This is a genomic window from Bizionia sp. (assembly GCF_048259285.1).
In the GTDB taxonomy this organism is placed as follows: Bacteria; Bacteroidota; Bacteroidia; order Flavobacteriales; family Flavobacteriaceae; genus Algorimicrobium; species Algorimicrobium hallyeonense.
Window position 1 is genome coordinate 23,123 of record NZ_JBLXHU010000015.1, and the last position, 25,221, is coordinate 48,343.

Consider the following 25,221-nt stretch of genomic DNA (forward strand, 5'->3'; position numbering starts at 1 on the left):
CTATAGCATGTAAAAAATCAGTAAATTAGCCCTATGAATCTATCGTATTGGGAACATAAAACCTGGTTAAGTCACGTAAATTATACTATTGTTGGTAGTGGTATTGTTGGTTTAAATTGTGCATTACAACTAAAACTACAGTTTCCAAAAGCCAAAATTTTAATTCTTGAGCGAGGCATATTACCGCAAGGTGCTAGCACTAAAAATGCAGGTTTTGCTTGCTTTGGAAGTTTAAGCGAAATTCTAGACGATTTAAAAACCCATTCAGAAGATGAGGTTATTAAACTCGTTCAAAAACGGATTGACGGATTACATTTATTACGTCAAAATCTTTCAGATCAAGCTATAAATTATCAGCAATTGGGAGGCTATGAATTGTTCAACAAAGATAATCAAGTATTATATGATACCTGTTTATCGGAAAGAGCATCGATTAATAAATTGCTGTTTCCAGTTTTAAAAGCATCCATATTTTCACTTAAAACCAATGTTTTCGGATTTAAAAAAATTCGCGAGAAACTCATTTTTAATCCATTTGAAGGACAAATTGATACAGGCGAAATGATGGAGGCTTTATTATTAAAAGTGCAATCAGCAGGTATCAAAATACTCAATAACGTAACCGTTGAAGCGTACACAGAATTAAACGGCCAGGTTGATGTAAAAACCAGCCACTTTCAATTTATAACCGATAAATTATTAATAGCAACCAATGGCTTTGCATCCCAATTAATAAATGAAGATGTAAAACCGGCTAGAGCTCAAGTACTCATAACAAAAGCAATACCTAATTTACCTTTTACCGGAACTTTTCATTTAGATAAAGGTTATTATTACTTCCGAAATATTAATAATAGAATCCTGTTGGGTGGTGGTAGAAATTTAGATTTTAAAGGTGAAGAAACGACAGTAATGAACGAAACTGCTCTTATTCAAAATCATTTGGAACAGGTAATGAAAACAACAATTTTACCCAATATCCCTTTTGAAATTGATTATTGCTGGAGTGGCATAATGGGTGTTGGAAACCAGAAAAAACCAATTGTTAAGCAACTATCCAATCATGTATATTGTGGTGTGCGGTTAGGCGGAATGGGTGTCGCTATTGGTAGTATAATAGGAAAAGAACTTGCCCAATTATTAAAGTAATATGATAAAAAAACTATTCAAATTTATTTTTAAATGTATTCTATGGCTTATAGTGTTATCTGTAGCTATGGTTGTATTATTTAAATGGGTTCCCGTGCCTATTACCCCATTAATGGTTATCCGTGGTGTTGAAGAATACCAAAAAGGTAATAAAATGACTTGGGAACATGATTGGGTTTCAATTGATGATATATCAAAAAATTTACAACTAGCCGTAATTTGTAGTGAAGATCAGAATTTTTTAAAGCACAATGGGTTTGATATAAAAGCTATTGAAAAAGCTATTGAAAATAATAAAAAAGGTAAGCGCATAAAAGGTGCTAGTACCATAAGCCAACAAACGGCTAAAAATGTTTTTTTATGGCCAAATAGGAGTTGGTTACGAAAAGGTTTGGAAACCTATTTTACCTTCTTAATAGAGTTAACTTGGAGCAAGGAACGCATTATGGAAGTGTATTTAAATAGTATAGAAATGGGTAAAGGTATTTATGGTGCTGAAGCCGCAGCGCGTTATTGGCATAATAAATCAGCCGCAAAACTATCGGCCATGGAAGCGGCTTCAATAGCTGCTATTTTACCAAATCCGTTAAAATATAGAGCCCAACCAGCTAGTAATTATATTGCCGGAAGAAAGTCTTGGATAGTAAGGCAAATGGGATATTTTGGAAGATTAGATTACAACCAAACCAATGAAAAAAAATAATGCCATAAAAAGTGAATTATACAATTTGTGCTTACTGTCTTTAAACCATCGGTTGGAGGCCGTTCAGACAAAAATTGCTGAAATTCAAGAATCTTTAACCAGTGAAACCAAAAGTAGTGCAGGCGATAAGCATGAAACAGGGCGTGCCATGTTACAACTAGAGCGTGAAAAAGCAGGTGTGCAGCTTTCTGAAATACAAAAGCAACAGAACACGCTTACTAAAGTGAAGGTTTTAAATACCTCCAAAACCATCTGTTTAGGAAGTGTGGTGTATACGTCCAAGTCCAATTATTTTGTTGCTATTAGTGCCGGCGCGTTTTCAATTGCTGGTGAATTGTTTTATGCCATTTCACCACAAACGCCTATTGGAAAATTATTATTAGGGAAAACCGTACTGAACGAGATTGCATTTAATAATCAGACGATTAAAATTGAAGCTATTATTTAAAAATTTCTAAATAAACCATATCACCTTTTTGCAATTCTAAAGGATGTTCAAATAAAATAGAGGATTCTTCAAATTTCGCCTCTATCAAAAAATAAGAGCCTTTAAAATACGCTTTTTTAACGACTACTTTTATATCCGATTTTTCAACCACTTTCAGTTGGTGTGCATAAATAAACTGACCTTTAATACGATTAAATTCGCCGAAAAAAGCAGCAATTAAAGCACTTTCAGGTTTGTTATAAAGATCTTGTGGCTTTCCTTGAGCAGCAATAGTTTGGTTGTTTAATACAATAATCTGATCCGCAAAGCCTAAAACATCTTCTTGGTCGTGAGTGGCCACCAAACAGGCAATATTTTTCTTTTTCAGATAGTTAAAAACACGACGCCTTAATGCCTGTTTTTGGTAATTATCAATATGACTAAAGGGTTCATCTAATAATAAAATTTCTGGTTCTTGAGCTAAGGCGCGAGCTAGAGCTACACGCTGTTTTTGACCACCACTTAAAAGGGTGACTTTGGTTTTTGAAAATTCGGTGAGTGCAACTACGTCAAGAAGTTCAGCTGTGCGTTCTTTCTTTTCTTTCGGAAAAAAATTAGATAAGTGCTTTCCTATATTTTCTTCCACGGTTATAAACGGCATCAAATCAAATTCTTGAGCTACATATTTCATGAAATCATAGCCAACCACTAAATTGTGTTTAGGCCCGAGAATCTCTGTGTCTTTCCAAAAAATATGACCGGAATCTAAATCATACTCACCATAAAGGAGTTTTAATAGGGTGCTTTTTCCCGAACCGCTTTCGCCAATTATAGTTGTATTTTCACCTGGTTGTATACGCAAGTTTACAGCCTGTAAAACAGGTGTTTTTTTATAGGCAAAATTGAGGTTTTTTACGTTTAGCATCTAGCAAAAATACGGCAAAAAAAATTCGCTTCTAAAAGAATAGAAGCGAATTTACTATGTTGATAAATCTATGTTATTGCTTAATAAATTTTCTGTTTATAACGCGACCTTCAGATTCTAATCGTAAAATGTAAAACCCCGTTTGTAATTTTGAAACATCTAAAGTGTTTGTTTGTAATTTAGAGTTTAGTACTTTTTTACCATTTATGTCAAAAACGGTTGCAATTTTACCATCTAAAGAAACAGGTGCCGAAATATTAAGGGTGTTTTCTACTGGGTTCGGGTAAATTGTTAATGCTGCTAGCTCATAATCTTGAACTGTTAACGCCTCGCCTTCTGTAACACAAAGTCTTTGGTTAATTGTTGGGTTTGGAATATTATCTACAACACCTGATGGCCAGTATATGATTAAATTATCAATGGTTGATTCTGTTCCTAGTCCAAAATGTGTATTTAATGTGCTCATAAATCTAAAACCTTCACCGCTTCTAACATCGCGAATTTGAATGCCTGATGGTGTGTGAATTTCTACACGTGCTCCAATTCCGTTTATATTACTATAACCTTCTGTTCCAACCGTACAGATACTAATCCAATTATTAGCATTCCCACTGTTCATATAAATATTTCCATTACTGAAAGAATCTATAAATCCATCATTATTTAAATCGCCAAAGGAACCATTACTTCCTGATATTAAATTTTCATGAAGTGAAAATGTTAAGTCGCCATTTCCAAATAGGATATTTCCATTGGATGCTATATCTAAATTGCCATCATTATCAAAGTCATAGGTTACATTCTCTATACCTGTTTCAGATAACAGTTGAACACCTGAAGCGGTTGTAACATTTGTAAACATTACTGTTGTATTTCCTTGATTATCGGTTACCAAATCATTTCGCATCATTTTGTGTGGTCCAGAACTGGCACCAACAAAAACATCCATATCACCATCATTATCAAAATCACCCCAGGCAGATGACCATGTTTGCATAGGATCGGCTAAATTTAAAGCTGCTGAAATTTCAGAAAATGTACCATCGCCATTATTTTTATGTAATTGATCCATACGTCTAGCTTCTTCACCACCGCACTTGGCTATAAATAAATCTTGGTTTCTATCATTATCATAATCAATCCAAACGGAACCATAATTTCCTCCGGACTCATAAAGACCCAATCCGCTTGGTACACCTTGAACATTTTCACCTTGATAATAGGTTAAGTTACCTTGCCCATCGTTTATAAAGTAAACGTTTGGTGCTACATCATGACATACAAAAGCATCTAAATGGCCATCGTTATTAATGTCCACAAAATTGGAGCGTTGCGAAAACACATAAGGGTCATGAGAATCTTCGGTAAAAGTACCATCACCATTAGACCTCATGAATGTTACACCATTTCCACCTCCATATAAAAGATCAGTAAAGCCATCCGCATTATAATCAGCTGCAGCTAAACTCCAACCAGGCGTGTTGTCTGCATATGATGTGGTAATATCCATGCCTTGAAATCCGCCAGATGGTAATTGTTCCTGAATATTAATATTGGTATTGGAGACCGAAACAATATCATCTAAATGATCACCATTCATATCGACAACGGCTCTATTGGTTCCTGTTGTAGAAAGACTACTAACTGTAAAAGTTACTGCAGGAGGTGTTGGAGGATCGCTTTCTGCAATTTCAAAATCAAACCCATTTGCGTCCCAACGGTTATCAAATGCAATATAATAAGTTTGGCCTGCTAAAACATTTAAAGTGGCAATGGACAAATATACACTGCCGCTGTCATCATCACCACCTTCGCAAATTAGTGCGCCACATGTTCCACTAAAAATGTGTACACGTGTATCACGACCAGCATTTTGTGTTAAATCGGTTGAAACGGTTAGATACGTATCCGATTCTGGTACATATTTAAACCACTCGCCTAGACTCGCTGAATTTGAGCTAGTATTACAATTAGGGCTAGGAACTTCGCTACCGTTTATTAAAGATACACTATAAATGCCTGGTTGCGTAATGGGCGTTGCAGCATCTGCTTCAGTACACGTATTGGAACTTGTTTGGGCATGTGTAGCGGCAAGCGTTAAAAGTGCGAGTAAAAGTAATTTTGTTTTCATGACTTAAGTAATTGATTTATAGCTTGATATTTCACTAATATAAGTGTTTTTTTATTCTTTATTTTAAGGTCTTAGGTTTATTCACATCTATCGGTTAAAGAATTCACCCATTCGGTAATTAAAGCAACACCTTCTGTATGTTGTAATGTGCGTCCTAATAAAGGCATACGATATTGTTCTTCTACAGAAGTCATTCTAAAAACAGCTACCGAAGCATCGGCATTGGCGGGATTCATAATTAATGGATATTCGTCTCCAATATTGGTGTCGGGTTCTACGCAAATACCCATATTGCTTGCCAATTCATTTTCATTAAATGCAAAACGCATAGGTCTGTATTCGCAATAGCTTTCTTCTGAATGACAATGGGCACAATTAATATCTAAATAAGAGCGTGCACGCATGGTTAGGGATTCTGACGTATCATCCCAAGCTACCATAGTGTCAATATTTCCAGGATAATCAGCGTTTAAATAACCGAGGTCTACCCATTTCTGTAATTGATTGCTTGTACCATCTTGGTACACATAGTTTTTATTTAAATTCTGCGGTTTTGGACCTATTGGAACAGGTGTTCCAAACTTATTATGGCACGTAAAACATTCGGCTCTTGATGGAACACGGTAATTGACGTTTTTAACTGTACCTGCTTCGTTCCAGTCTAAATTTACAAAGCTACCAGTGGTTGTAAAGCTTGCCTCGGTTTGTTCTTCATTCCAAACATATTCGGCAAATTCCCATCCGCTATCTGTAAAATACATGATGCGTGTTTCAATAATTCTGGTATTACCTGCTGGCAACACGTTATCGTAATAAAAATTCTTTATTAGAAAAGCACCAACGGGAAAATTAAAGGGTGTGTAATCGGTATCATAATTGGCTTTACTGCCATTTGGCATCCATACAAATCGTTTTTTGTGTGCATAATCACTAAATAATGCTGAATTTAAATCGTAGGGAATAACACCTGAAACAGGCTCTAAATTTTTTAAATCGCCTTCAAAAAAATTATAATCTGATAAGTTGGGATATGGCAAGTCATCTGGATTATAAACAACTGGTGAAGTTGGTAAAATAGTAACCGTTACGGTTCCTGTTGCGCAATTATTATTTGAAGAACAAATTGTATATACAAAACTATCAGTGCCTATGTAATTGCCAGTTGGTGTATAACGTATCTTATCATCACTTGGATTGTTCGGGGTATTATTATCAAGAATGGAAATCGTGGCATAGGTTGTAGTTGTAACCGTTAATACACCTGTTTCCGGAATATTTCTATCATTGGCAAGCACATCAATTTCAACAAAGCTATTTTGAAATACTTGTGCAGTATCCGCTTGTGTTTGAATTTGCAAGGCTATATAATCATCATCTTCTGATTTACAAGCAAGCAATGTGAGACCAAAAAGTAATAAAATGAGGTAGTTTTTTTCCATAATCGACTTAAAAGACGACTACGAATTTAGGAAAAAAAATGCCAATATCTTGATTAAAGCGTGATATTTATATGTTTAGAATGAACAAACGTTAAACCAAACCATTTTTTAGTAAATATTCTGCAATTTGAACAGTGTTTGTTGCGGCCCCTTTTCTTAAATTATCGGCTACAATCCACATGTTTATAGTGTTTGGCTGCGATTCGTCTCTACGGATTCTGCCAACAAATACGTCATCTTTTCCGTTAGCATAAATAGGCATTGGGTACGTGTTTACATCTATATTGTCTTGTAAAATAACGCCTTCCGTTTCGTTTAGAAGTTTACGAACGTCACTTAACACGAAATCCGTTTCAAATTCAATATTTACCGCCTCACTATGACCTCCAGCGGTTGGGATTCTTACGGCTGTTGCCGTTACTGCTATAGATTTATTATCTAGAATTTTTTGCGTTTCACGAACCAACTTCATTTCTTCCTTGGTATATCCATTAGCTTCAAACACATCACAATGTGGTAAGGCATTTTGGTGAATTGGATAGGGATATGCCATTTCGCCATTAATACCAGCCATTTCATTTTCTAATTGTTTTACAGCTTTTAATCCAGTTCCTGTGATTGATTGATAGGTAGAAACAACAATACGTTTGATGTTATACTTTTTATGAAGTGGCGCTAAAACAAGCACCATTTGAATGGTAGAGCAATTAGGATTGGCAATAATTTTATCAGCTTTAGTTAATGTAGATGCATTAATTTCTGGTACAATTAATTTGGTGTTGACGTCCATACGCCAAGCAGACGAGTTGTCAATTACCGTAGTTCCAGCAGCTGCAAATTTTGGAGCCCATTGTAATGATGTTTCACCACCGGCCGAAAATAAAGCTATTTCGGGTTTTAGTGAAAGTGCTGTTTCAAGATTAACAACGGTATATGTTTTATCCTTGAAATCAACTTTTTTACCAACAGATTTCTCTGAGGCTACAGGTATTAATTCGGTAACCGGAAATTGACGCTCTTCTAAAACTTTCAACATCACTTCTCCTACCATGCCTGTGGCACCAACTACAGCTACTTTCATCTTTATTATTTTAATTACAAAACTAAATAATTATTAAGGTAATTGTTTAAAATATAACATAAAAAAACCACTTCTATTACGAAGTGGTTTAGGGTTAGAATATGCAATGTAGCGGTTACTACGTCTTATTTTTTTAAAAGATCACGTATTTCCATTAATAATTCGTTATCCGATGGTCCTTTAGGAGCTTCTGGAGCTGCCTCAACAGGTTTTTTAGTTTTGTTATACGCTTTCACAATCATAAATAATACAAAACCAACTATAATTAAATTGATAATAGTATTAATCCATTCGCCATACATAATAGCATTTTCTGGTGTTGCTATTGTTCCATCTGCTGCCAAAACAGCATCGTCTAGAATGATTTTCATATCAGAAAAATCAATTCCACCCGAGAAATGACCAATTATTGGCATCATGATATAGGTTACAAACCCTTTAACAACTAAACTAACTGCGCCAGCCAGTATAACGGCAACAGCAAGGTCTATGACGTTCCCTGTCATGATAAATTTTTTGAATTCTTTAAGCATAATAAATTATTTTAGTTAGTGATTTATGTTTTAAATTTAAATAAAAGTTTGAATGTAAACGAATTGACAAGAAATTATTTTAAAAAAATCCGTTTTACACGTTGTGAAACAGCGGTTATAATCTCATAAGAAATACTTTTTGCTGTATTAGCGAATGCGTTTGCTGTGGGTGTTTTTCCGAAGATAATAACTTCATCGCCTTCCTGACAGTCAATATCCGTAATGTCCACCATAATCATATCCATACACACATTTCCCAAAATATAAGCTTGTTTGTTATTGATGGTAACGAACCCCTTACCGTTTCCGTATTGCCTACCAATACCATCTGCATGGCCAATAGGAATGGTAGCTGTTTTTGTTTTTTTTGTGGCAATAAATGCACGATTATAACCAACACTATCTCCTTTTTCTATGCTATGTATTTGCGAAACAATTGACTTTAAGGATGCAATAGGTGTGAAATTTTTATCTTCTAATTCCGAATTACCAAAACCATATAATCCAATTCCTGAACGTACCATATCATAATGAGCTTCAGGATAATTTAAAATTCCAGACGTATTGCAAATATGTAACATGGGTTTGTAGCCAATAGCATGTATGAAAGAATCTGAAATCTGTGTAAATAATTCAATTTGTTTTTTAGTGAAGGCTTTTTCATTAAAATCTTCGCTAGCTGCTAAATGTGAAAAAATAGATTTTACCTGAATACTATGTGTCTTGGTTAATGTGGATACTATTTTAGGAACATCGGTTTCCTCAAAACCTAACCGATTTAAACCGGTATTAAATTTAATATGAACGGGAAAGTTGCTTTGTTTTTCGGCTTCTGCAACTTTTATAAATTCATTTAAAACAAAAGGGCTGTATAAACTAGGCTCTAAACAACGTTCTATAAGCGTTTTGAAATTTGCCGATTGTGGGTGAAGCACTAAAATCGGTGTTCGAATTCCAGCATCACGCAACGCGACACCTTCATTTGTGTAGGCTACCGCCAAATAATCAATATGTAAAGTTTCTAGGTGTTTAGCAATTTCTGAAGCATCACTGCCATAGGCATACGCTTTAACAACGGCTAATATTTTGGTTTGTGAATTTGTTCTAGACTTTAAGTACTGAAAATTTTTCGTTAAGGCATTTAAATCAATTTCAAGAACAGTTTCATGCACTTTTTCCATTGGAGTCTTTGGTATTGTTTTCAATTTCTTCTGCACCTTCAACTTTCATGCTACGTATTTTATCACGTTGCATAGATTTGTAATAAGCAGCACGACTTAAAGGTTCGTACTCATCTACTTCACCTAATAAAACGAGGTCATCACTTTTCGCTTTTCGATAGCTATATTGTGCTAAATTTCCTGTTTTGGTGCAGATGGCATGCACCTTGGTTACATACTCGGCCGTTGCCATTAAATTTGGCATAGGACCAAATGGGTTGCCTTTAAAATCCATATCCAAACCAGCAACAATAACGCGAATACCTTTGTTGGCTAAATCATTACAAACCCGAACAATTTCATCATCAAAAAATTGGGCCTCGTCAATACCAACCACATCACAGTCGTCTGCCAACATAGGGATATTAGCGGCCGCAGGAACTGCTGTGGAGCGGATTTTGTTGGCATCATGAGAAACCACCATTTCTTCATCATAGCGTATATCTACCGTAGGTTTAAAAATTTCAACCTTCTGTTTGGCAAATTGTGCACGCTTGAGTCTACGAATTAATTCTTCCGTTTTACCGGAAAACATAGAACCGCAAATAACTTCGATCCAGCCAAATTGTTCTTTATGATTTACTGTATTTTCGAGAAACATTTTGTAATTTTAACACTAAAACAAAGCGATATTTCGTTTTGTATAAAGGTGGCGTAAATTTATTAAAAATCAAAAGCATAAATAGGTTTTAAAGTTAAAAAGTTATGAAGAAGAAGTTAGAAGCTGAATTAATGAGTATTGCACATAGAATCTTAAAATTAAAAGGTAAAGATGATTTAAATAAAATGCATCTAGAAGTGGCTGCTTTATATGAAAAATTAACGGTATTAAAATTTGCCAAAGAAAATTTTGAGGATGATATTCCTACTATTGGTAACGATTCGTCATTTTTTGATATGTTAGATGTAGCTTTTAATAATAAAGTGAGCGACAATATTGAATTTGAAGATAAGACCTACATAAATCTTGATGAGTCTGAACACGAAGAAATTATGGAACCTGCCATTGAAAAAATAAAAGATATGGTAGCCCAAATGCCTCATGAAGCGCAAATGGTGGATTCACTTTTTGAAAAGGCAACCCCAAAAACCCAAGTTCATAAAATTGATTTGGATGATATAACAGCTGGTTTTGATAACCAACCTATCTTTGATCCCGTTAAAAAAACGGATGCTAATTTAAAGAAATCCCTTAACGATAAACTTAAAAAAGGTTTGGTAATTGGGCTTAATGATAAAATAGCTTTTATTAAACATTTATTTAATGGTGAAGGCGATGATTACAACCGTGTGATTTCGCAAATAAACACCTTGAATTCAGTGGAGGAGGTTCAGAACTTAGTTTTAAACATTGTAAAACCTGATTATAATAATTGGGAAGGTAAAGAGGTTTATGAAACGCGTTTTATGGAACTTGTTGAAAGCAAATTCGATTAACTAGAATATTTCTCAACCTATCTTTTATTACGCATGATTTTGAATGTTGAAACACATCAGAAGATTGAAATCTAAATAGAAATCAGTTCGCTTTATGAAACTTTACATTGTTCCAACACCTATTGGTAATCTGCAAGACATGACTTTTAGAGCCATAGATGTTTTAAAATCAGTGGATTTAATTCTTGCTGAAGACACCCGAACTTCTGGAAAACTATTAAAGCATTTTGATGTAGATACACCATCACAATCGCACCACATGCATAACGAGCATAAAACAGTTGATGGTTTAATTAATAAATTAAAAAGTGGTGTTACCATGGCTTTAATTAGCGATGCTGGGACACCTGCTATTTCCGACCCTGGATTTTTATTAACCAGAGCTTGTATTGAAAATAATATTGAAGTGGATTGCTTACCAGGCGCAACTGCTTTTGTGCCAGCTTTAGTAAATAGCGGCATGCCAAATGATAAGTTTGTTTTTGAAGGCTTTTTACCCGTAAAAAAAGGACGTCAAACACGTTTATTGCTTCTTGCGGAAGAAACTAGAACCATCATTTTTTACGAAAGTCCGCATAAACTAATTAAAACACTCACTCATTTTTGTGAATATTTTGGAGAAGACAGACCTGTTTCTGTTTCCCGAGAACTCTCTAAACTCTATGAAGAAACCATTCGTGGCAATGCCAAGGACGTTTTAGAACATTACACCAACAAACCTCCAAAAGGTGAAATTGTGGTAGTTGTAGGTGGTAAAAAGTAAATTTTGTTTAAAAAACAATTATGGAAATCTTTTTTGTAGTACGAAGCTCCAGTTGCAAACTTTAAATTTTCCCTAACAGTATCTGTCTAAAATTTCAGTATCTTAATCACTACAAATTAAGATTATGAAAAATAAGCATTACAACGTATTCGTTATAGGAAGTGGTATTGCCGGACAAACCGCGGCAAAAATATGCCGAGAAAATAATTTAAGCGTCGCTATTTCCGATATTAGAGAATTTGGTGGAACTTGTGCCAATAGGGGTTGCGATTCCAAAAAAATATTGTTGCATTTTTCGCAATTAGTATATAAAAGTAACAATTTAAAAGGACGAGGCGTTAAAAAAAATCCGAAGTTAAATTGGAAGCAAGTTCAAAAATTCAGACGTTCTTTTTCAAACCCCATTCCTCCAAAAACAGAACAAAACTTAAAAGATTTAGGTATGTCATTGTACCACCAATCGCCAAAATTTATCAGTAAAAATGAAGTTGAGGTCGAAGGCAAAGTCGTATCTGCCGATTATTTTATAATTGCCACCGGAAATATTCCAAGACCGTTAGATATTGAGGGAAACGAATTTTTAAAAGTGAGTGAAGACGTATTGGATTTAAAGAAAATTCCAAAATCTATTACCTTCATTGGATCGGGATATATTGCCATGGAATTTGCTTGTATGCTTGCCACGCTAGGAAGTCAGGTTACCATTTTAGAACAAGGGAATACAGCTCTAGCTAATTTTGATCCATTTTTAGTAAAAAAATTAATTACTAAACTTGAAAGTTTAGGTGTGAAATTTATTTTTAATGCGGATGTAACAGGTGTTCAAAAATTAAAAAAGAATTTAAAAGTTACTTTTTCTATTGATGGCGAAGTTACCACGCACAAATCGCGATTAGTTATTAATTCGGCAGGCAGAGTTCCTGCCATTGCGGCTTTAGATCTTGAAAAAGCCGTTGTTGAAGCAGATCATAATGGCATTGTGGTCAATGATTACTTGCAAAGTAAATCGCATCCAAAAGTATATGCTTGTGGTGATGTTTCCAATAAATCGTTAGCATTAACGCCACTATCTGGACTTCAAGGTTATATAGCTGGACATAATATAATTAAAGAAAAATCTAAAACATTTGATGTTCCATGCATACCGTCGACTGTGTTTACAACACCCAATTTATCATCGGTGGGATATGGTGAAGAAGACGCCAAAGCGCGTTATAAAAATGTAAAAGTGTATCAAGGTGAAGTTAGTAATTGGTTTAATGCTAAAAAAGAAAATGAAGACACCTATGCCTACACCATTCTAGTTAATGAACGTACTGACGAAATTGTAGGTGCTCATATTTTAAGCTCAGAAGCCAATGAAAGTATCAACGTTTTTGCAACGGCTATTTATAATAAAATGACGGTAAAAGAATTTAAGCGTATGGTTTTCACCTATCCATCTTATGTTATAGATATGAAAACGATGATGGAAAATGAATAGATATTGAAAGCAAAAAGAGAATCAATATATTACCAAATTGCTTTAAATATTGAAATGAAAAACATGCAAGAATTACTTCATAGCATTAGTCAATGTACCATCTGTAAAGATCATTTGCCGTTAGGTCCAAGACCTGTAGTAACTGCTCATAAAAATTCTAAAATTATCATTATAGGTCAAGCACCAGGGACTAAAGTTCATGCTTCCGGAATTCCATGGGATGATGCTAGCGGAAAGCAATTACGGAATTGGCTAGATGTTAGCAAAGAACAATTTTATAACCCCGAAAATTTTGCCATTATGCCTATGGGATTCTGTTATCCAGGAAAAGGGAAATCGGGGGATTTACCGCCAAGGCCAGAATGTGCACCACAGTGGCATCAACAATTATTAAAGCAAATGCAGCATGTGGAATTAATTCTACTCATTGGTATGTATGCACAGCGCTATTATTTAAAAAGTAGTGCTAAAAAAACACTTACAGAAACCGTTGATAATTTTCAAGCCTATTTGCCCATGTATTTACCCTTGCCACACCCATCGCCTAGAAATCGGTTTTGGTTAACTAAAAACCCTTGGTTTCAAACCGAAGTTTTACCTATATTAAAAACAAAAGTCCATAGCCTAATCAAATAAAAAATCTATCTTTATTTTTTCGGTTAAAACCCAATTATCATGATTAAAAAAATACTATTTCTTGGCCTTTTCAGTGTAACTTTTTCAAGCTTAACCCAAGCACAAGCCATAAAAAAACAAAGCACAAAAGAAAGTTTAGAGCAAACCGTTATAACTAGTTTTTCAGGCGATTTAGCATACGAAACCACAGCATTTGTTGAAAAATACTGGCGTGTGGTTGGAAATAAAGGATTTAATGAAAGTATTCATTTCATCGCTCAAAATTTAGAAAGTGCTGGTTTCATTTTAGAAGAAAAAGCAAAACCAAACAACCGACTTACCTACCGAATTGAAAAGCGTCCATTAAAAAATCCTACGTGGGAAATGGTAGATGCCCTCGTAACCTTTAACAGCAAAGAAGCACCGCTTTTAGCACATAAAACCAACCGAAATATGGTGGCTTTAAATTCCTACAGCACGCCAAAGGAAGGAGTTACTGCTGAAGTGGTTTATGTGGAAGATGTTCAGAAACTAAAAAAAATGGATGTGAAAGGAAAAATTGTTTTCGCTGAAACCAGTCCATCACGCATTTATAATGATGCCATTGTTAAAGGTGGCGCTATTGGCTTAATGACCTATGATAACCCATCCTATTTACAACCAGAAAAAAATACAACCTCTATTCAATTTCGTTCCATTCCTTTAAATTCTAAATTAAAGCCTTGGGCAATTGCCTTGTCTTATCAAGCTAAAGAGCGTTTAAAAGAATCACTTTCTAATGGGCCAATTACTTTAAATGTTCAAATAGAAACTAAAATATACGAATCGGAAGAACTAACAATTGTTGCTGATATTAAAGGAAATAAACTACCCAATGAGCGCTTGGTTTTTAGCGCGCATGTTCAGGAACCGGGTGCCAACGATAATGCTACAGGCGTTGGTGTTGCATTGGAAATGGCAATGCTTTCAGCGAAATTATTAAAAAATAATACATGGAATCCTACCAGAACATTAACCTTTCTTTGGGGAGACGAAATTGTATCCACAGGTCGTTATGTCCAAGAGGATAAAATGCGTGCTCAAGATATAAAATGGGGAATTAGCTTGGACATGGTAGGCGAAAATACAGACATCACAGGTGGTTCTTTTTTAATAGAAAAAATGCCAGATCCTAGTGCTATTTGGACTCGTGGTAATGATAAACATTCAGAATGGGGCGGAAGTAAAATGAGCTTAGACCAAATGAAACCCCATTATTTAAACGATTTTGTAATTGGTGAATTTGAAGCTCAAGGCAAACGTGCCAATTGGGAAGTTAATACTAATCCGTTTGAAGGAGGAAGCGATCACATGCCTTTTTTACGAAGTAATATTCCAAGTGTCTTGTTTTGGCATTTTACTGATCAGTTTTATCATACGGATAACGACAGATTGGATAAAGTATCTAAAGAAACGCTTAAAAATGTAGGGACAGCGTCATTGCTATCTGCGTATACTTTGTTGAATTCTGATGCAACAACTGCTAAAACAATAATTACCCATATTGAAACCGCAGCTATTTCCAGATTGCATGAAGAATTAAAACAAGGAAAAATAGCCATTAAGAAAGGTGATAAGCTTGCGGAACAAATTGAAATTATTAAAGCTTGGGAAGATTGGTATGTAAAAGCCATAGCCACAACAAGTGATATGTCGCCAGAAGCAACGTCTTTAAAAGAAGCTATCGATAAAGCACAAGCTTCGGTTCGGGCAACTTCAGAAGCTGCGCTTTTGGAGTTGAGTAAATAAAAACCTCACTATTTCTAGTAAGGTTTTGTCAAATCTCTAAAAGCAAAGCGGTCTAAAATCTAGGTTCTAATCACACGTGTTTCCCAACCTCAAAACCATGTTTTCCTAAAAATTGATTTCCACTTTCTATGGCGTCATGTTCTAAAGTTGTTCCCATGCTGTCATTCCATCTATTTAAATAGCCAAACAGTGAAATAACGCCCAACATTTCTACAATTTCGCCTTCATTCCAATATTGGTGTAAGCGCTTTTGAATGGTTTCATCCACCGCATTTGGCACTTGACTTGCGGCTAAACTAAAATCGAGAGCAGCTCGTTCGGCTTCCGAAAAAGCTGGATGTGTTCTATAGTCCCAAATATTATCTAACTGTTCCTGTTCTGCACCATAGCGTTCCGCAGCACGAATGGCATGAGCTTGACAATACCTGCAACCTGTTGCGTTGCTTGAAACCCAGGCAATCATGCGTTTTAAAGCAGATGTTACACGACCTTCATTGGCCATAACCGCTTTGTTGAGGTTTATAAACGCCTTGGAAATTGCCGGTCTGCGTTGCATGGTTAATACAGAGTTTGGGCAAAAACCTAGTGTTTCATTAAAAAATTCGGCTAACTCTTTAGTTTCTAAATCGTGGTCTGCGGATAATGGTGTTACAAGTGGCATAGTCTATTTTTTTATTGGTATTTTTGAATAAACAAGCATTATTGAACTGAAAACAGTTTTAATTTATGCCTATTTCAGAATTAAGTTATAATCCTAACAAGTAACAAAAAAATCAACATACATGGCAAATACAAATAAAGTAATCACACATTGGAAAGGGAATCTACAATTTGAATCGGATAACCCAAATGGGAAAACGGTTTTAATGGACACCAGTCCAGAACATGGTGGTCATAGTTCAGGCTTATCACCAAAAGCCATGATGCTTTCGGCTTTAGCAGGTTGTTCAGGATTGGATGTGGTGTCTGTTTTAGATAAAATGAAAGTACAAGTTTCCGATTTCCGAATGGATACCTATGGCGAACTAACCGATGAGCATCCTAAATATTACCATAGTGTTTCTGTCGAATATCATTTTTATGGTGACAATCTAGATGAAAATAAAATTAAAAAGGCAGTCGATTTATCTGTTGAAAAATACTGTGGGGTTATGGAAATGTTTCGAAAATTCGCTACTGTAAAAACAAGTATTCACTATCATAATAAATAATTTTCACTTTGTCATTTAGAGCAAAATGCAGAATCTTTTTTGATAATGTTTTTTTTAAGATGATAATCTAATCGGCAAAACTATAAAAAACAAAGCCATGCGCTGGACCATTAAACCAAAACCGGAATCTAAAAATGTGGATGCTTTGCAAAAAGCACTCAACGTGGAACCCATTGTTGCTAGCTTACTATTGCAACGTGGTATTGAAACCTATGATGCTGCCAAAACATTTTTCAGGCCAAGTTTAAAAGATCTACACGATCCATTCTTAATGAAAGACATGGATATTGCGGTTTCACGAATTGAAAAAGCACTAGAAACTGGCGAAAACATTATGGTTTATGGCGATTATGATGTGGATGGCACGACATCTGTAGCCTTAATGAGTTCTTATTTAAAAACCCGAACTGAAAATGTAGCAACCTATATTCCTGATAGATATGATGAAGGATATGGTGTGTCTTTTAAAGGTATTGATTTTGCAGAAGATAATGGATTCTCGCTCATTATTGCTTTAGATTGTGGCGTAAAAGCTATTGATAAAGTGGCTTATGCCAACGAAAAAGGCATTGATTTTATTATTTGTGATCACCACAGACCAGGAGCAGAATTACCAAAAGCTATTGCTATTTTAGACCCTAAACGAGACGATTGCTCGTATCCATATAAGGAATTATGTGGGTGTGGTGTTGGGTTTAAACTCATTCAAGCTTTAGCTGCTAAACAGGGGCAAACAACTGCCGATTTAACCGAATATCTCGATTTAGTAGCAACGGCTATTGGCGCTGATATTGTACCTATTACAGGTGAAAATCGCGCACTGGCTTCACTAGGTTTGGATGTTATTAATAGCAATCCCAGACCAGGCATTCAAGCTATTATTGCTGAAGTAAAAAAGGAGCATTTAACCATTACCGATGTGGTTTTTATTGTTGCGCCGCGAATTAATGCCGCTGGACGTATGAAACACGGTAATTATGCGGTGACTTTATTAACGGCAACCAATCCTGAATTAGCAAAAAGTTATGCGGAGGAAATTGAATTTTTCAATACAGATAGAAAAGAAACCGATAAACAAATCACCCTTGAAGCGCTACAGCAAATAGAAACCAATAATGAGCAGGACGGTTTTACAACCGTTGTATATCACGAAGCCTGGCACAAAGGTGTTATTGGTATTGTAGCGTCTCGATTAATAGAAACCTACTACAGGCCAACTTTGGTGTTTACCAAAAGTGGTGATAGGTTAGCAGCATCAGCACGTTCCGTAAGTGGTTTTGATGTGTACAATGCCTTGGAAGCCTGTGCAGATCATATTGAACAATTTGGAGGTCATAAATACGCAGCTGGATTAACCTTGAAATCCGAAAATTACGAAGCTTTTAAACAAGCTTTTGAAGATGTGGTTTCAGAAACTATTGACAGATCCTTATTAACACCAGAAATTAAAATTGATGCTCAAATTGAATTAACTGATATAACGCCGAAATTCTATCGCATTTTAAAACAGTTTGCGCCATTTGGACCAGGCAATATGTCACCAGTTTTTATGACAGATAACCTGCATGATACCGGGTATGGCAAATGTGTTGGTGAAGATAAAAGTCACCTTCGGATTACAGCTACCAATCCAGAACGCACCAATACATTAGTCTGCATAGGTTTTGGGTTAGGTGATAAGCTGGATATAATTACAGATAAAAAACCTTTTTCTGCCGTATATTCTATTGATGAAAATCATTGGAATAATCAAGTGTCCTTGCAATTGAAATTACGGGATATTAAGTAAAAGTGCATAAACTATTGTATCATGAAAAGTTCATTAACACTTGTTATTGGTTTCATTTTCCAGTTTGCGATATCTCAAAATTTAGTACACAACCCAAGTTTTGAAGACTATAAGCGTTGCCCATCATTGCTTGGAAATTTTAATCATTTGGTTACACATTGGTCTACGCCAAATTGGGGTTCAACAGATTATTTTCATGCTTGTAGTAAAACGGTTGGGTTTATAAATTTTTTTGGAAGTCAAAAGGCTAGAACGGGTAAAGCTTATAGTGGAGTGTATGTTTTAGCACCAGAAAATTATCGGGAGTATATTCAAGGTGAATTGTTAGAAACTTTGACTGCTCAAGAAAAATATACCATGACTTTTTATGTGAGTCTTGCGGAAAACTCCAGTCATGCCATTAAAGATTTAGGGATATTATTTTTAGGTAAACCCTTTAAAATGCAATCGGAAGCGGTTATTAATATCAATAAGGTTTTAAGTAACGAAAAGAATAGTCATTTTATAAGTATAAGCAGTCAACAATTTTATACTGAAAAAGATGCGTGGGAAAAAGTAACTTTTGAATACACAGCGAAAGGATTCGAACGGTTTTTTATTATTGGAAATTTTGATAAAAATGCCAAAATAGCGAAACATGAAGTTCAAAAATCTAAAAATCCAGATGCAGCGTATTATTATCTGGACGATATCCGTTTGGAAGCTTTTAAACCTGCCGACCCTGTTGATATTAAAGTGAAAACCATAGAGGCTGACCAAACGTTAGAAACCGATAAGGTTTACGCTTTAAGAAAAGTGTTTTTCAATTTTAATCAGCATAAACTTTTAGGGTCATCTGTACAAGAACTAGATCAATTATACAATTATTTAGACAACCATAAGCGTTTACAGATTGAAATTTATGGTCATACGGATAATGTAGGAACACAGGAACGTAATGATGAATTATCCTTACTTCGCGCTAAAGAAGTAGCCTTGTATTTAATTTCGAAAGGTTTACGGCCTGAACGTATTAAAGCTCGTGGTTTTGGCAATCGCTTTCCCCAAACTACTAATGCTACCCAGGCTGGGCGCGCCTTAAATAGACGTGTAGAATTTAAGCTTATAAAACTATGATTATTATTTAGATTTATTCTAAATAAACTTATATTTGCATAGTTTAAAACCTGCAAGCATGGAAAATGACATTCATAAAATATATCATAATAGCTTTGGAATTGCTTTTCAATGGAAATTCCCCGAACAAAAAAAGAAGCCAAAAAAAGTACAATTAGTATTCCGAGATATGGGATTCTACTTATCTTTAGTTGAAATTAAAGAATTTTATAATTGTATTTACGCAACCAAACAATTGGAAACCGATGTTTGTTGTCGTGAAGACTGTGATAAACGCCGTATTATGATAAAATCTCCTAGTGATAAAGTAAGTTTAGCAGTAAACGAAACCGAATTATTACAATTAGAAGACTTATTAAAAGGCACCTTGTTTCAATTGGAGTTAAACGACTATTTAAATCATTTGTGTAAAAACTAATAGTGTAAAAATTTCGGCTTACTATAAAATTAGTTGCCTATTGTACTAATATAACCTGAACCTACTTGTGGTTGGAATATTATAACAAGCAGTAAAGATTTTCGCGATTTATTTTGTGTTAATAGACCAATTTATATCCTATTATAAAATGTTCTATTCAACTTTAAAATAATATTCTTTGTCAGATTCATTTAAATATCTCCAAGAAACATCTCCACAACTATTGAATCCAATTTGATTCGGGAAATTTTCTATAGGATAGTTTTCTATTATAAATTCATTTCTATTGGAGTTTTGAAGCATTCCATTACGCCAACTAATTACATAGTCACCATTAAATTTGGGTTTTAAACCTATTCTATAACTATAAAACTCCCGATTATTCTCAAGTTCAGGAAAGGCTATTATAGTTCCATTTTCGCAGTAATTTGAAAATGTAAGCTGTCCATTAGTCCTAACTAACTCAAACGAATCAATTGCATCTTGGCAGTTTGAAACATTCGTGGGTTCAATAAATTTATAAATTGAAAAATGGTCTGATTGTGGAATTTCCATAAATATCGAATCGTTAATAGACGCATTAAATAGATTACTAGAAATTTTTCCACGTACCCAAATTGTATCATTAATGGAGTAACTATAATCAGTGGATACATTTGCTTTATAAACATTATAAACCAATTTGTCCGCTTCAAGGTCGTCCTCGCAGGTAGTTGCTACTAGAAAAGGTGCAATTATTATAACCTTCAATAAATTTTTAAACATATTTCCTTTTTTATAGTTAGATGCACAATACGTTTAAAGGTTGCGTTGCTTGTTTTATACTTTGATTTCATTTGAAACTGAATTTTAAAAATATATATCCGTTTTTGTCAGAATGAGTGCCGTCCAAAACTTTTATGACTTGTAAATTTAGTTTCAACAGCTCGCAACTTAAAATTCCCAATTTATTGGACCATTAAAACTAATTTCGTCTTAAAAGGTTTTATTAGAAAGGCTTCGTGTTGTACTTTTGTGCTTTCTTTTTTTCTCTTGGATTGGAATCGGTTTTATAAACGTGTTTTACTTCATTTGAAATGATAATATTTTAATAGAATAAAAATCAATAATTATCTGCAACGTTTTAAATAAACTTGTAGTTTTAAAATAAAAAGGTCCCTGCTTTTGTAGGAAACAAGTATGTCTAAAAAAGATCCATACGCAGCCTTGCGTATCAAAGAATTCAATATTTTTTTAGTACTTCGTTTTGCATTAGTATTTGCATGGTCTATGCAATTTATTATTATTGAATGGCAAGTGTATAGTATTACAAAAGATCCGTTATCGCTTGGTATTATTGGCTTGATGGAAATTATTCCAGCTTTAACCATGGCTTTATTTGCTGGACATATTGTGGATCAACGTGAAAAACGCAATTTATTGGCTGTTTGCATGGCATTATTTTCGTTAATAAGTTTGGGCTTATTTCTTTTAACTTGGCCAAAAATTGTAGCAGATTGGTCTTCCAATACCATTTTATATTCTATTTATGCGCTCGTTTTTTTTGGTGGATTTTTACGTTCCTTTTTCGGGCCAACTATTTTTTCATTGGTTGCTTTAATTGTTCCCAAGAAAATATATCCAAATGCCGCTACTTGGAGTAGTTCTACATGGCAAATGGCATCGGTTTTAGGACCTGCAACAGCTGGGGTTTTAATAAGTGTTATTGGTGTGCATTGGTCGCTTTGTTTTGTTTTCGGACTTGTTGTTTTTGCATTAATAACACTTACGCAAATAAAAAAGAAACCGATTTTAAACCCAAAAATAGGCGAACCTGTGATGCAAAGTTTAAAAGAAGGTTTGAATTTTGTATTTAAAACTAAAGCTATTTTAGGTGCTTTAACCTTGGATATGGTTGCCGTTTTATTTGGTGGCGCCATTGCCTTATTGCCCATTTTTGCACAAGATATTCTTCATGTCGGGTCCGAAGGATTTGGTGTACTACGAGCGGCTCCCGCCGTTGGTGCTTTTTTAACCATGTTAATTACAGCCTATATTCCCATTAGTAAAAATGCGGGAATGAAGTTATTAGCGGCTGTGTTTGGTTTTGGTATGTGTATAATTGTTTTTGGACTGTCCTCTATATTCTGGATTTCGGTAGTTGCGCTATTTTTTAGTGGTGTAACCGATGGTGTTTCTATGGTAATTAGACAAACCATATTGCAAATTAAAACACCCGACAATATGCGTGGTCGCGTGGCATCAGTAAACTCCATGTTTGTGGGCTCATCCAACGAGCTTGGTGCTTTTGAAAGTGGCGTTACCGCAAAATTAATGGGAACTGTAACAGCCGTTGTTTTTGGCGGAACCATGACCTTAATTACAGCAGTTACCACTGGAATTGTTTCGCCTTCGTTTAGAAAGTTAGATTTAACAGCCGATTTGGAAGCGCATGAGAATGCGGAATGATAAATTTTTAGAATTTCTTTAACTCTAAATTTTCACCATCAAAAACACCATAGGTATAATATTGAATCCAATCCCCTAGATTCACATATTTTGAATTTTCGTTGAGGTCTATTTCTAACGGTAAATGTCTGTGGCCAAAAATAAAATAGTCGCTGTGTTTGGTTTCTAATTTACGTTTGCAATATTGCACTAACCATTCATTGTCTTCGCCTAAAAATTTGGCGTCATCATCACCGGAAATTAGTTTATTTTTTACACTTAAATATTGGGCAATTCTAACCCCAATATCAGGATGCAACCAGCGAAATAGCCATTTGCCAAAACGACTAGTAAATATTTTTTTCATCCGTTTATAACCGGTATCACTAGGGCCTAATCCATCACCATGACCAATTAAAAACGTTTTATTGTTAAACGTATATTCTTGGGGCTTATGGTAGACAGAAATTCCCAATTCTTCTTCAAAATAGCCATCCATCCATAAATCGTGATTGCCAACAAAAAAATAAATAGGAATACCAGCGTCCGTTATCTCGGCAAGCTTACCCAACGTTCTTGTAAAACCTTTTGGAACCACGGTTTTATATTCAAACCAAAAATCGAATAAATCACCCATCAAGAAAATAGCAGCAGCATCGTGCTTAATTTCCTCTAACCACGCTACAAATTTTTGTTCGCGAGGTCGTGAGGCTTCTGCCGTTGGTGCACCCAAATGATTATCGGATGCGAAGTATATTTTTTTTCCTTTTGGAATGTTCATGTAATTTTAAAGGTTTTTAATCAAAAATATATTTTAATAAAGGGACAAGAATAAAAACGAGAGTTAAAATTCCGATAAAAACATTATTAATGGTATGTCCCATTTCATCATAATAATTTGGATTATTTGGTCCGTACAAGTATTCTTTAAAGGTAAACTTCTTTTTATTTAAAAAGGTTCTCCATATAGTTCCATAAATCCATCTCATGACGGCACCAATGAAGTTGAAAATTACTCGACCATAATAATTATCTCCCAAATTTTAATTCCTTTACTAAAAAATATAGGTGTAAATATAATTAATTCTTTGCAAGCAGAATTCTAATTATCACTAGCATACCATTCCGCAAAACTGGTATCTGTTTCCTGAAGTTTTAAAGAATGTAATGCAATATGGCTCGGTAAAAAGGATTTTATTTTATTGGCAAAATCAATCACCATCATTTCACTAGTTGGCTGATAATCCACCAAAAGTACATTATGACCACGGTCTTGAAGTTCCTTCGCTAATTCTACATGTGGTGTGTTTTTGTTAAAAACAGTGGCATGATCAAACACATCAACAATTTCTGTTTTCACAATTTTTTTTAAATCTCCAAAATCAATCACCATTCCAAACTTAACATTACCCGAATCTGAAATTGGTTTTCCAATAACGGTTACCGATAATTTATAGCTATGGCCATGTACATTTTTACATTTCCCATCATAGCCATAAAGGGCATGTCCTGTCTCGAATGAGAACTGTTTTGTAATTCGAATATTTCCCATACTATTAATTTTCCATGCAAAGATAATCGTTTTGTAAAAGGAAACGGTTTTTAGAGTACATTTGCCCACCTTTTATTTTGCATATACTTATGAATCAGTTATTTGAAGAAATTGCTTTTGTTGAAAATTTACAATATGAGCGTATTATTGATGATATTTTAACAAAGAAATACAGTTTGGTTGAAAATTTTTTCACCGATCTCGAGGTTTTGGAATTAAGAAAATCATTATTAGAAAAACATGAAGCTGATGTTTTTAAAAAAGCGGCTATTGGCAATAGGGTAAATGAAGTCATTGAAAAATCCATTCGTGGTGATGTAATTTTATGGATAGATGAAAACCGGGCAGATCCGTTAGAAGTCGCTTTCTTCAACAAAATAAATAACCTAATAGATTACTTAAATAAAACGTGTTTCTTGGGAATTTTACATAAGGAGTTTCACTATGCATTATATCCAGAAGGCACATTTTACAAACGGCATTTGGATACGTTTCAGAATGACGACAGACGAAAATTATCCTTTGTATGTTATTTAAATGAAGATGGTTGGCTACCTGAAAACGGTGGCGAATTGGTGTTGTATGTACATGAAAATGGTGAAGAAACCGAAAAGGTAATTTATCCATTTCCTGGACGTGTGGTTATTTTTGAAAGTCAATTATTAGAACACGAAGTCAAACCCGTTAAAACCGAACGATTGAGTATTACTGGTTGGCTTAAAACGCGCTAATTATCTGCGTTTATTGCGGTTATAAACATAAATAATTATCAATACAATTGCCAATACTAAAAAAAGCATATTTCCGCCCATACTAATCTATATTTGAGTTGTTTTTATTATATCTGTAAAGCGCATAAGCAATTATTACAAGTACTAAAAATGGTAGAAATGAGCCTATAAATACGCCTATTTCATAATCGCTATTAGGTGCGTTTTTTACTTTCTCTTCAATATTTATTTCTTGCAAAATTGAAATAAGTGACATCATTTTACTAAATAATTAGAAGTCAAA

Annotated in this window: 27 protein-coding genes; 14 read left to right on the forward strand and 13 right to left on the reverse strand. The window is 34.6% G+C overall.

Annotated elements, in window-relative coordinates; all coding sequences use genetic code 11:
- Positions 1–33: 33 nt before the first annotated feature.
- From ACN0QX_RS08990 to ACN0QX_RS09000, 3 genes are read left to right on the forward strand one after another with little or no spacing between them, the layout of a single operon-like run.
- Positions 34–1,149: an NAD(P)/FAD-dependent oxidoreductase gene (locus tag ACN0QX_RS08990; RefSeq protein ID WP_417196469.1), complete on the forward strand. Its 1,116-nt coding sequence runs from the start codon at positions 34–36 to the stop codon at positions 1,147–1,149.
- Between the two features lies 1 nt (position 1,150).
- On the forward strand, positions 1,151–1,852 hold the full coding sequence (gene mtgA, locus ACN0QX_RS08995; protein WP_417196471.1) for a monofunctional biosynthetic peptidoglycan transglycosylase: 702 nt from the start codon (positions 1,151–1,153) through the stop codon (positions 1,850–1,852).
- Positions 1,839–2,300, forward strand: coding sequence for a 3-oxoacyl-ACP synthase (locus tag ACN0QX_RS09000; protein WP_248397019.1), 462 nt, complete (start codon positions 1,839–1,841; stop codon positions 2,298–2,300). Before mtgA ends, ACN0QX_RS09000 begins: the two co-directional genes overlap by 14 nt.
- Here the strand turns inward: ACN0QX_RS09000 and ACN0QX_RS09005 are convergent.
- The 7 genes from ACN0QX_RS09005 to ACN0QX_RS09035 form a co-directional block, all read right to left on the reverse strand.
- Positions 2,293–3,204, reverse strand: coding sequence for an ABC transporter ATP-binding protein (locus ACN0QX_RS09005; protein WP_417196473.1), 912 nt, complete (start codon positions 3,202–3,204; stop codon positions 2,293–2,295). The genes ACN0QX_RS09000 and ACN0QX_RS09005 overlap by 8 nt on opposite strands.
- A gap of 73 nt (positions 3,205–3,277) precedes the next feature.
- Positions 3,278–5,335 (reverse strand): FG-GAP-like repeat-containing protein, encoded by a 2,058-nt coding sequence (locus tag ACN0QX_RS09010; RefSeq protein WP_417196475.1) that lies wholly within the window; start codon positions 5,333–5,335, stop codon positions 3,278–3,280.
- Between the two features lie 77 nt (positions 5,336–5,412).
- Positions 5,413–6,774 carry an Ig-like domain-containing protein gene (locus tag ACN0QX_RS09015; protein WP_417196477.1) on the reverse strand — a complete coding sequence of 454 codons (1,362 nt, stop codon included), beginning with the start codon at positions 6,772–6,774 and terminating at the stop codon, positions 5,413–5,415.
- Positions 6,775–6,865: 91 nt separating this feature from the next.
- Complete coding sequence (locus ACN0QX_RS09020; protein WP_417196479.1) at positions 6,866–7,855, reverse strand: aspartate-semialdehyde dehydrogenase; 990 nt, start codon at positions 7,853–7,855, stop codon at positions 6,866–6,868.
- 125 nt (positions 7,856–7,980) lie between these two features.
- Entirely contained in the window at positions 7,981–8,388 is a 408-nt protein-coding gene (gene mscL / locus ACN0QX_RS09025) for a large conductance mechanosensitive channel protein MscL (protein WP_248397031.1), read from the reverse strand.
- Positions 8,389–8,462: 74 nt separating this feature from the next.
- Complete coding sequence (gene alr / locus ACN0QX_RS09030) at positions 8,463–9,569, reverse strand: alanine racemase (RefSeq protein ID WP_248400679.1); 1,107 nt, start codon at positions 9,567–9,569, stop codon at positions 8,463–8,465.
- Positions 9,553–10,209, reverse strand: a complete 657-nt coding sequence (locus ACN0QX_RS09035; RefSeq protein WP_376858401.1) for a thymidine kinase — start codon at positions 10,207–10,209, stop codon at positions 9,553–9,555. The genes alr and ACN0QX_RS09035 overlap by 17 nt, the downstream gene beginning before the upstream one ends.
- Positions 10,210–10,313: 104 nt before the next feature.
- Here ACN0QX_RS09035 and ACN0QX_RS09040 point away from each other — a divergent pair, with 104 nt between their 5' ends.
- From ACN0QX_RS09040 to ACN0QX_RS09060, 5 genes are all read left to right on the forward strand, one after another.
- Entirely contained in the window at positions 10,314–11,045 is a 732-nt protein-coding gene (locus ACN0QX_RS09040; RefSeq protein ID WP_248397035.1) for a hypothetical protein, read from the forward strand.
- A 94-nt stretch (positions 11,046–11,139) separates the two neighbouring features.
- Positions 11,140–11,808 carry a 16S rRNA (cytidine(1402)-2'-O)-methyltransferase gene (rsmI, locus tag ACN0QX_RS09045; RefSeq protein WP_417196482.1) on the forward strand — a complete coding sequence of 223 codons (669 nt, stop codon included), beginning with the start codon at positions 11,140–11,142 and terminating at the stop codon, positions 11,806–11,808.
- 124 nt (positions 11,809–11,932) lie between these two features.
- A complete protein-coding gene (locus tag ACN0QX_RS09050) occupies positions 11,933–13,291 on the forward strand; it encodes a dihydrolipoyl dehydrogenase family protein (RefSeq protein WP_417196484.1) in 1,359 nt (452 codons plus the stop codon).
- A 63-nt stretch (positions 13,292–13,354) separates the two neighbouring features.
- Positions 13,355–13,927: a uracil-DNA glycosylase family protein gene (locus ACN0QX_RS09055; protein ID WP_417196546.1), complete on the forward strand. Its 573-nt coding sequence runs from the start codon at positions 13,355–13,357 to the stop codon at positions 13,925–13,927.
- A gap of 39 nt (positions 13,928–13,966) precedes the next feature.
- Positions 13,967–15,694: a M28 family peptidase gene (locus ACN0QX_RS09060; protein ID WP_417196486.1), complete on the forward strand. Its 1,728-nt coding sequence runs from the start codon at positions 13,967–13,969 to the stop codon at positions 15,692–15,694.
- Positions 15,695–15,764: 70 nt separating this feature from the next.
- Here the strand turns inward: ACN0QX_RS09060 and ACN0QX_RS09065 are convergent, their stop codons facing one another.
- Positions 15,765–16,355, reverse strand: a complete 591-nt coding sequence (locus ACN0QX_RS09065) for a carboxymuconolactone decarboxylase family protein (protein WP_248397044.1) — start codon at positions 16,353–16,355, stop codon at positions 15,765–15,767.
- A 121-nt stretch (positions 16,356–16,476) separates the two neighbouring features.
- Here ACN0QX_RS09065 and ACN0QX_RS09070 point away from each other — a divergent pair, with 121 nt between their 5' ends.
- From ACN0QX_RS09070 to ACN0QX_RS09085, 4 genes are all read left to right on the forward strand, one after another.
- On the forward strand, positions 16,477–16,905 hold the full coding sequence (locus ACN0QX_RS09070; protein ID WP_376858407.1) for an OsmC family protein: 429 nt from the start codon (positions 16,477–16,479) through the stop codon (positions 16,903–16,905).
- 97 nt (positions 16,906–17,002) lie between these two features.
- A complete protein-coding gene (gene recJ / locus ACN0QX_RS09075; RefSeq protein WP_417196488.1) occupies positions 17,003–18,694 on the forward strand; it encodes a single-stranded-DNA-specific exonuclease RecJ in 1,692 nt (563 codons plus the stop codon).
- A gap of 21 nt (positions 18,695–18,715) precedes the next feature.
- Positions 18,716–19,810 (forward strand): OmpA family protein, encoded by a 1,095-nt coding sequence (locus tag ACN0QX_RS09080; RefSeq protein ID WP_417196490.1) that lies wholly within the window; start codon positions 18,716–18,718, stop codon positions 19,808–19,810.
- A 58-nt stretch (positions 19,811–19,868) separates the two neighbouring features.
- On the forward strand, positions 19,869–20,228 hold the full coding sequence (locus ACN0QX_RS09085; RefSeq protein ID WP_417196492.1) for a DUF6686 family protein: 360 nt from the start codon (positions 19,869–19,871) through the stop codon (positions 20,226–20,228).
- 153 nt (positions 20,229–20,381) lie between these two features.
- Here the strand turns inward: ACN0QX_RS09085 and ACN0QX_RS09090 are convergent, their stop codons facing one another.
- Positions 20,382–20,993 (reverse strand): hypothetical protein, encoded by a 612-nt coding sequence (locus tag ACN0QX_RS09090; RefSeq protein ID WP_417196494.1) that lies wholly within the window; start codon positions 20,991–20,993, stop codon positions 20,382–20,384.
- Between the two features lie 414 nt (positions 20,994–21,407).
- On the opposite strand from ACN0QX_RS09090, the gene ACN0QX_RS09095 reads away from it, so the two are divergent.
- On the forward strand, positions 21,408–22,676 hold the full coding sequence (locus tag ACN0QX_RS09095) for an MFS transporter (protein WP_417196497.1): 1,269 nt from the start codon (positions 21,408–21,410) through the stop codon (positions 22,674–22,676).
- A gap of 7 nt (positions 22,677–22,683) precedes the next feature.
- Here ACN0QX_RS09095 and ACN0QX_RS09100 read toward each other — a convergent pair whose 3' ends face one another.
- The 3 genes from ACN0QX_RS09100 to ACN0QX_RS09110 all read right to left on the reverse strand — a co-directional run bounded on the left by ACN0QX_RS09100 (position 22,684) and on the right by ACN0QX_RS09110 (position 24,207).
- The gene (locus tag ACN0QX_RS09100; protein WP_417196499.1) at positions 22,684–23,436 is read right to left on the reverse strand and encodes a UDP-2,3-diacylglucosamine diphosphatase; all 753 of its coding nucleotides are present in this window, start codon (positions 23,434–23,436) and stop codon (positions 22,684–22,686) included.
- Positions 23,437–23,452: 16 nt separating this feature from the next.
- Entirely contained in the window at positions 23,453–23,695 is a 243-nt protein-coding gene (locus ACN0QX_RS09105; protein WP_417196501.1) for a hypothetical protein, read from the reverse strand.
- Positions 23,696–23,757: 62 nt separating this feature from the next.
- The gene (locus ACN0QX_RS09110) at positions 23,758–24,207 is read right to left on the reverse strand and encodes a 6-pyruvoyl trahydropterin synthase family protein (RefSeq protein ID WP_417196504.1); all 450 of its coding nucleotides are present in this window, start codon (positions 24,205–24,207) and stop codon (positions 23,758–23,760) included.
- An 89-nt stretch (positions 24,208–24,296) separates the two neighbouring features.
- Here ACN0QX_RS09110 and ACN0QX_RS09115 point away from each other — a divergent pair, with 89 nt between their 5' ends.
- Positions 24,297–24,938, forward strand: a complete 642-nt coding sequence (locus ACN0QX_RS09115; RefSeq protein WP_417196506.1) for a 2OG-Fe(II) oxygenase — start codon at positions 24,297–24,299, stop codon at positions 24,936–24,938.
- 82 nt (positions 24,939–25,020) lie between these two features.
- Here the strand turns inward: ACN0QX_RS09115 and ACN0QX_RS09120 are convergent, their stop codons facing one another.
- A complete protein-coding gene (locus ACN0QX_RS09120) occupies positions 25,021–25,197 on the reverse strand; it encodes a hypothetical protein (RefSeq protein ID WP_417196508.1) in 177 nt (58 codons plus the stop codon).
- Positions 25,198–25,221 lie beyond the last annotated feature (24 nt).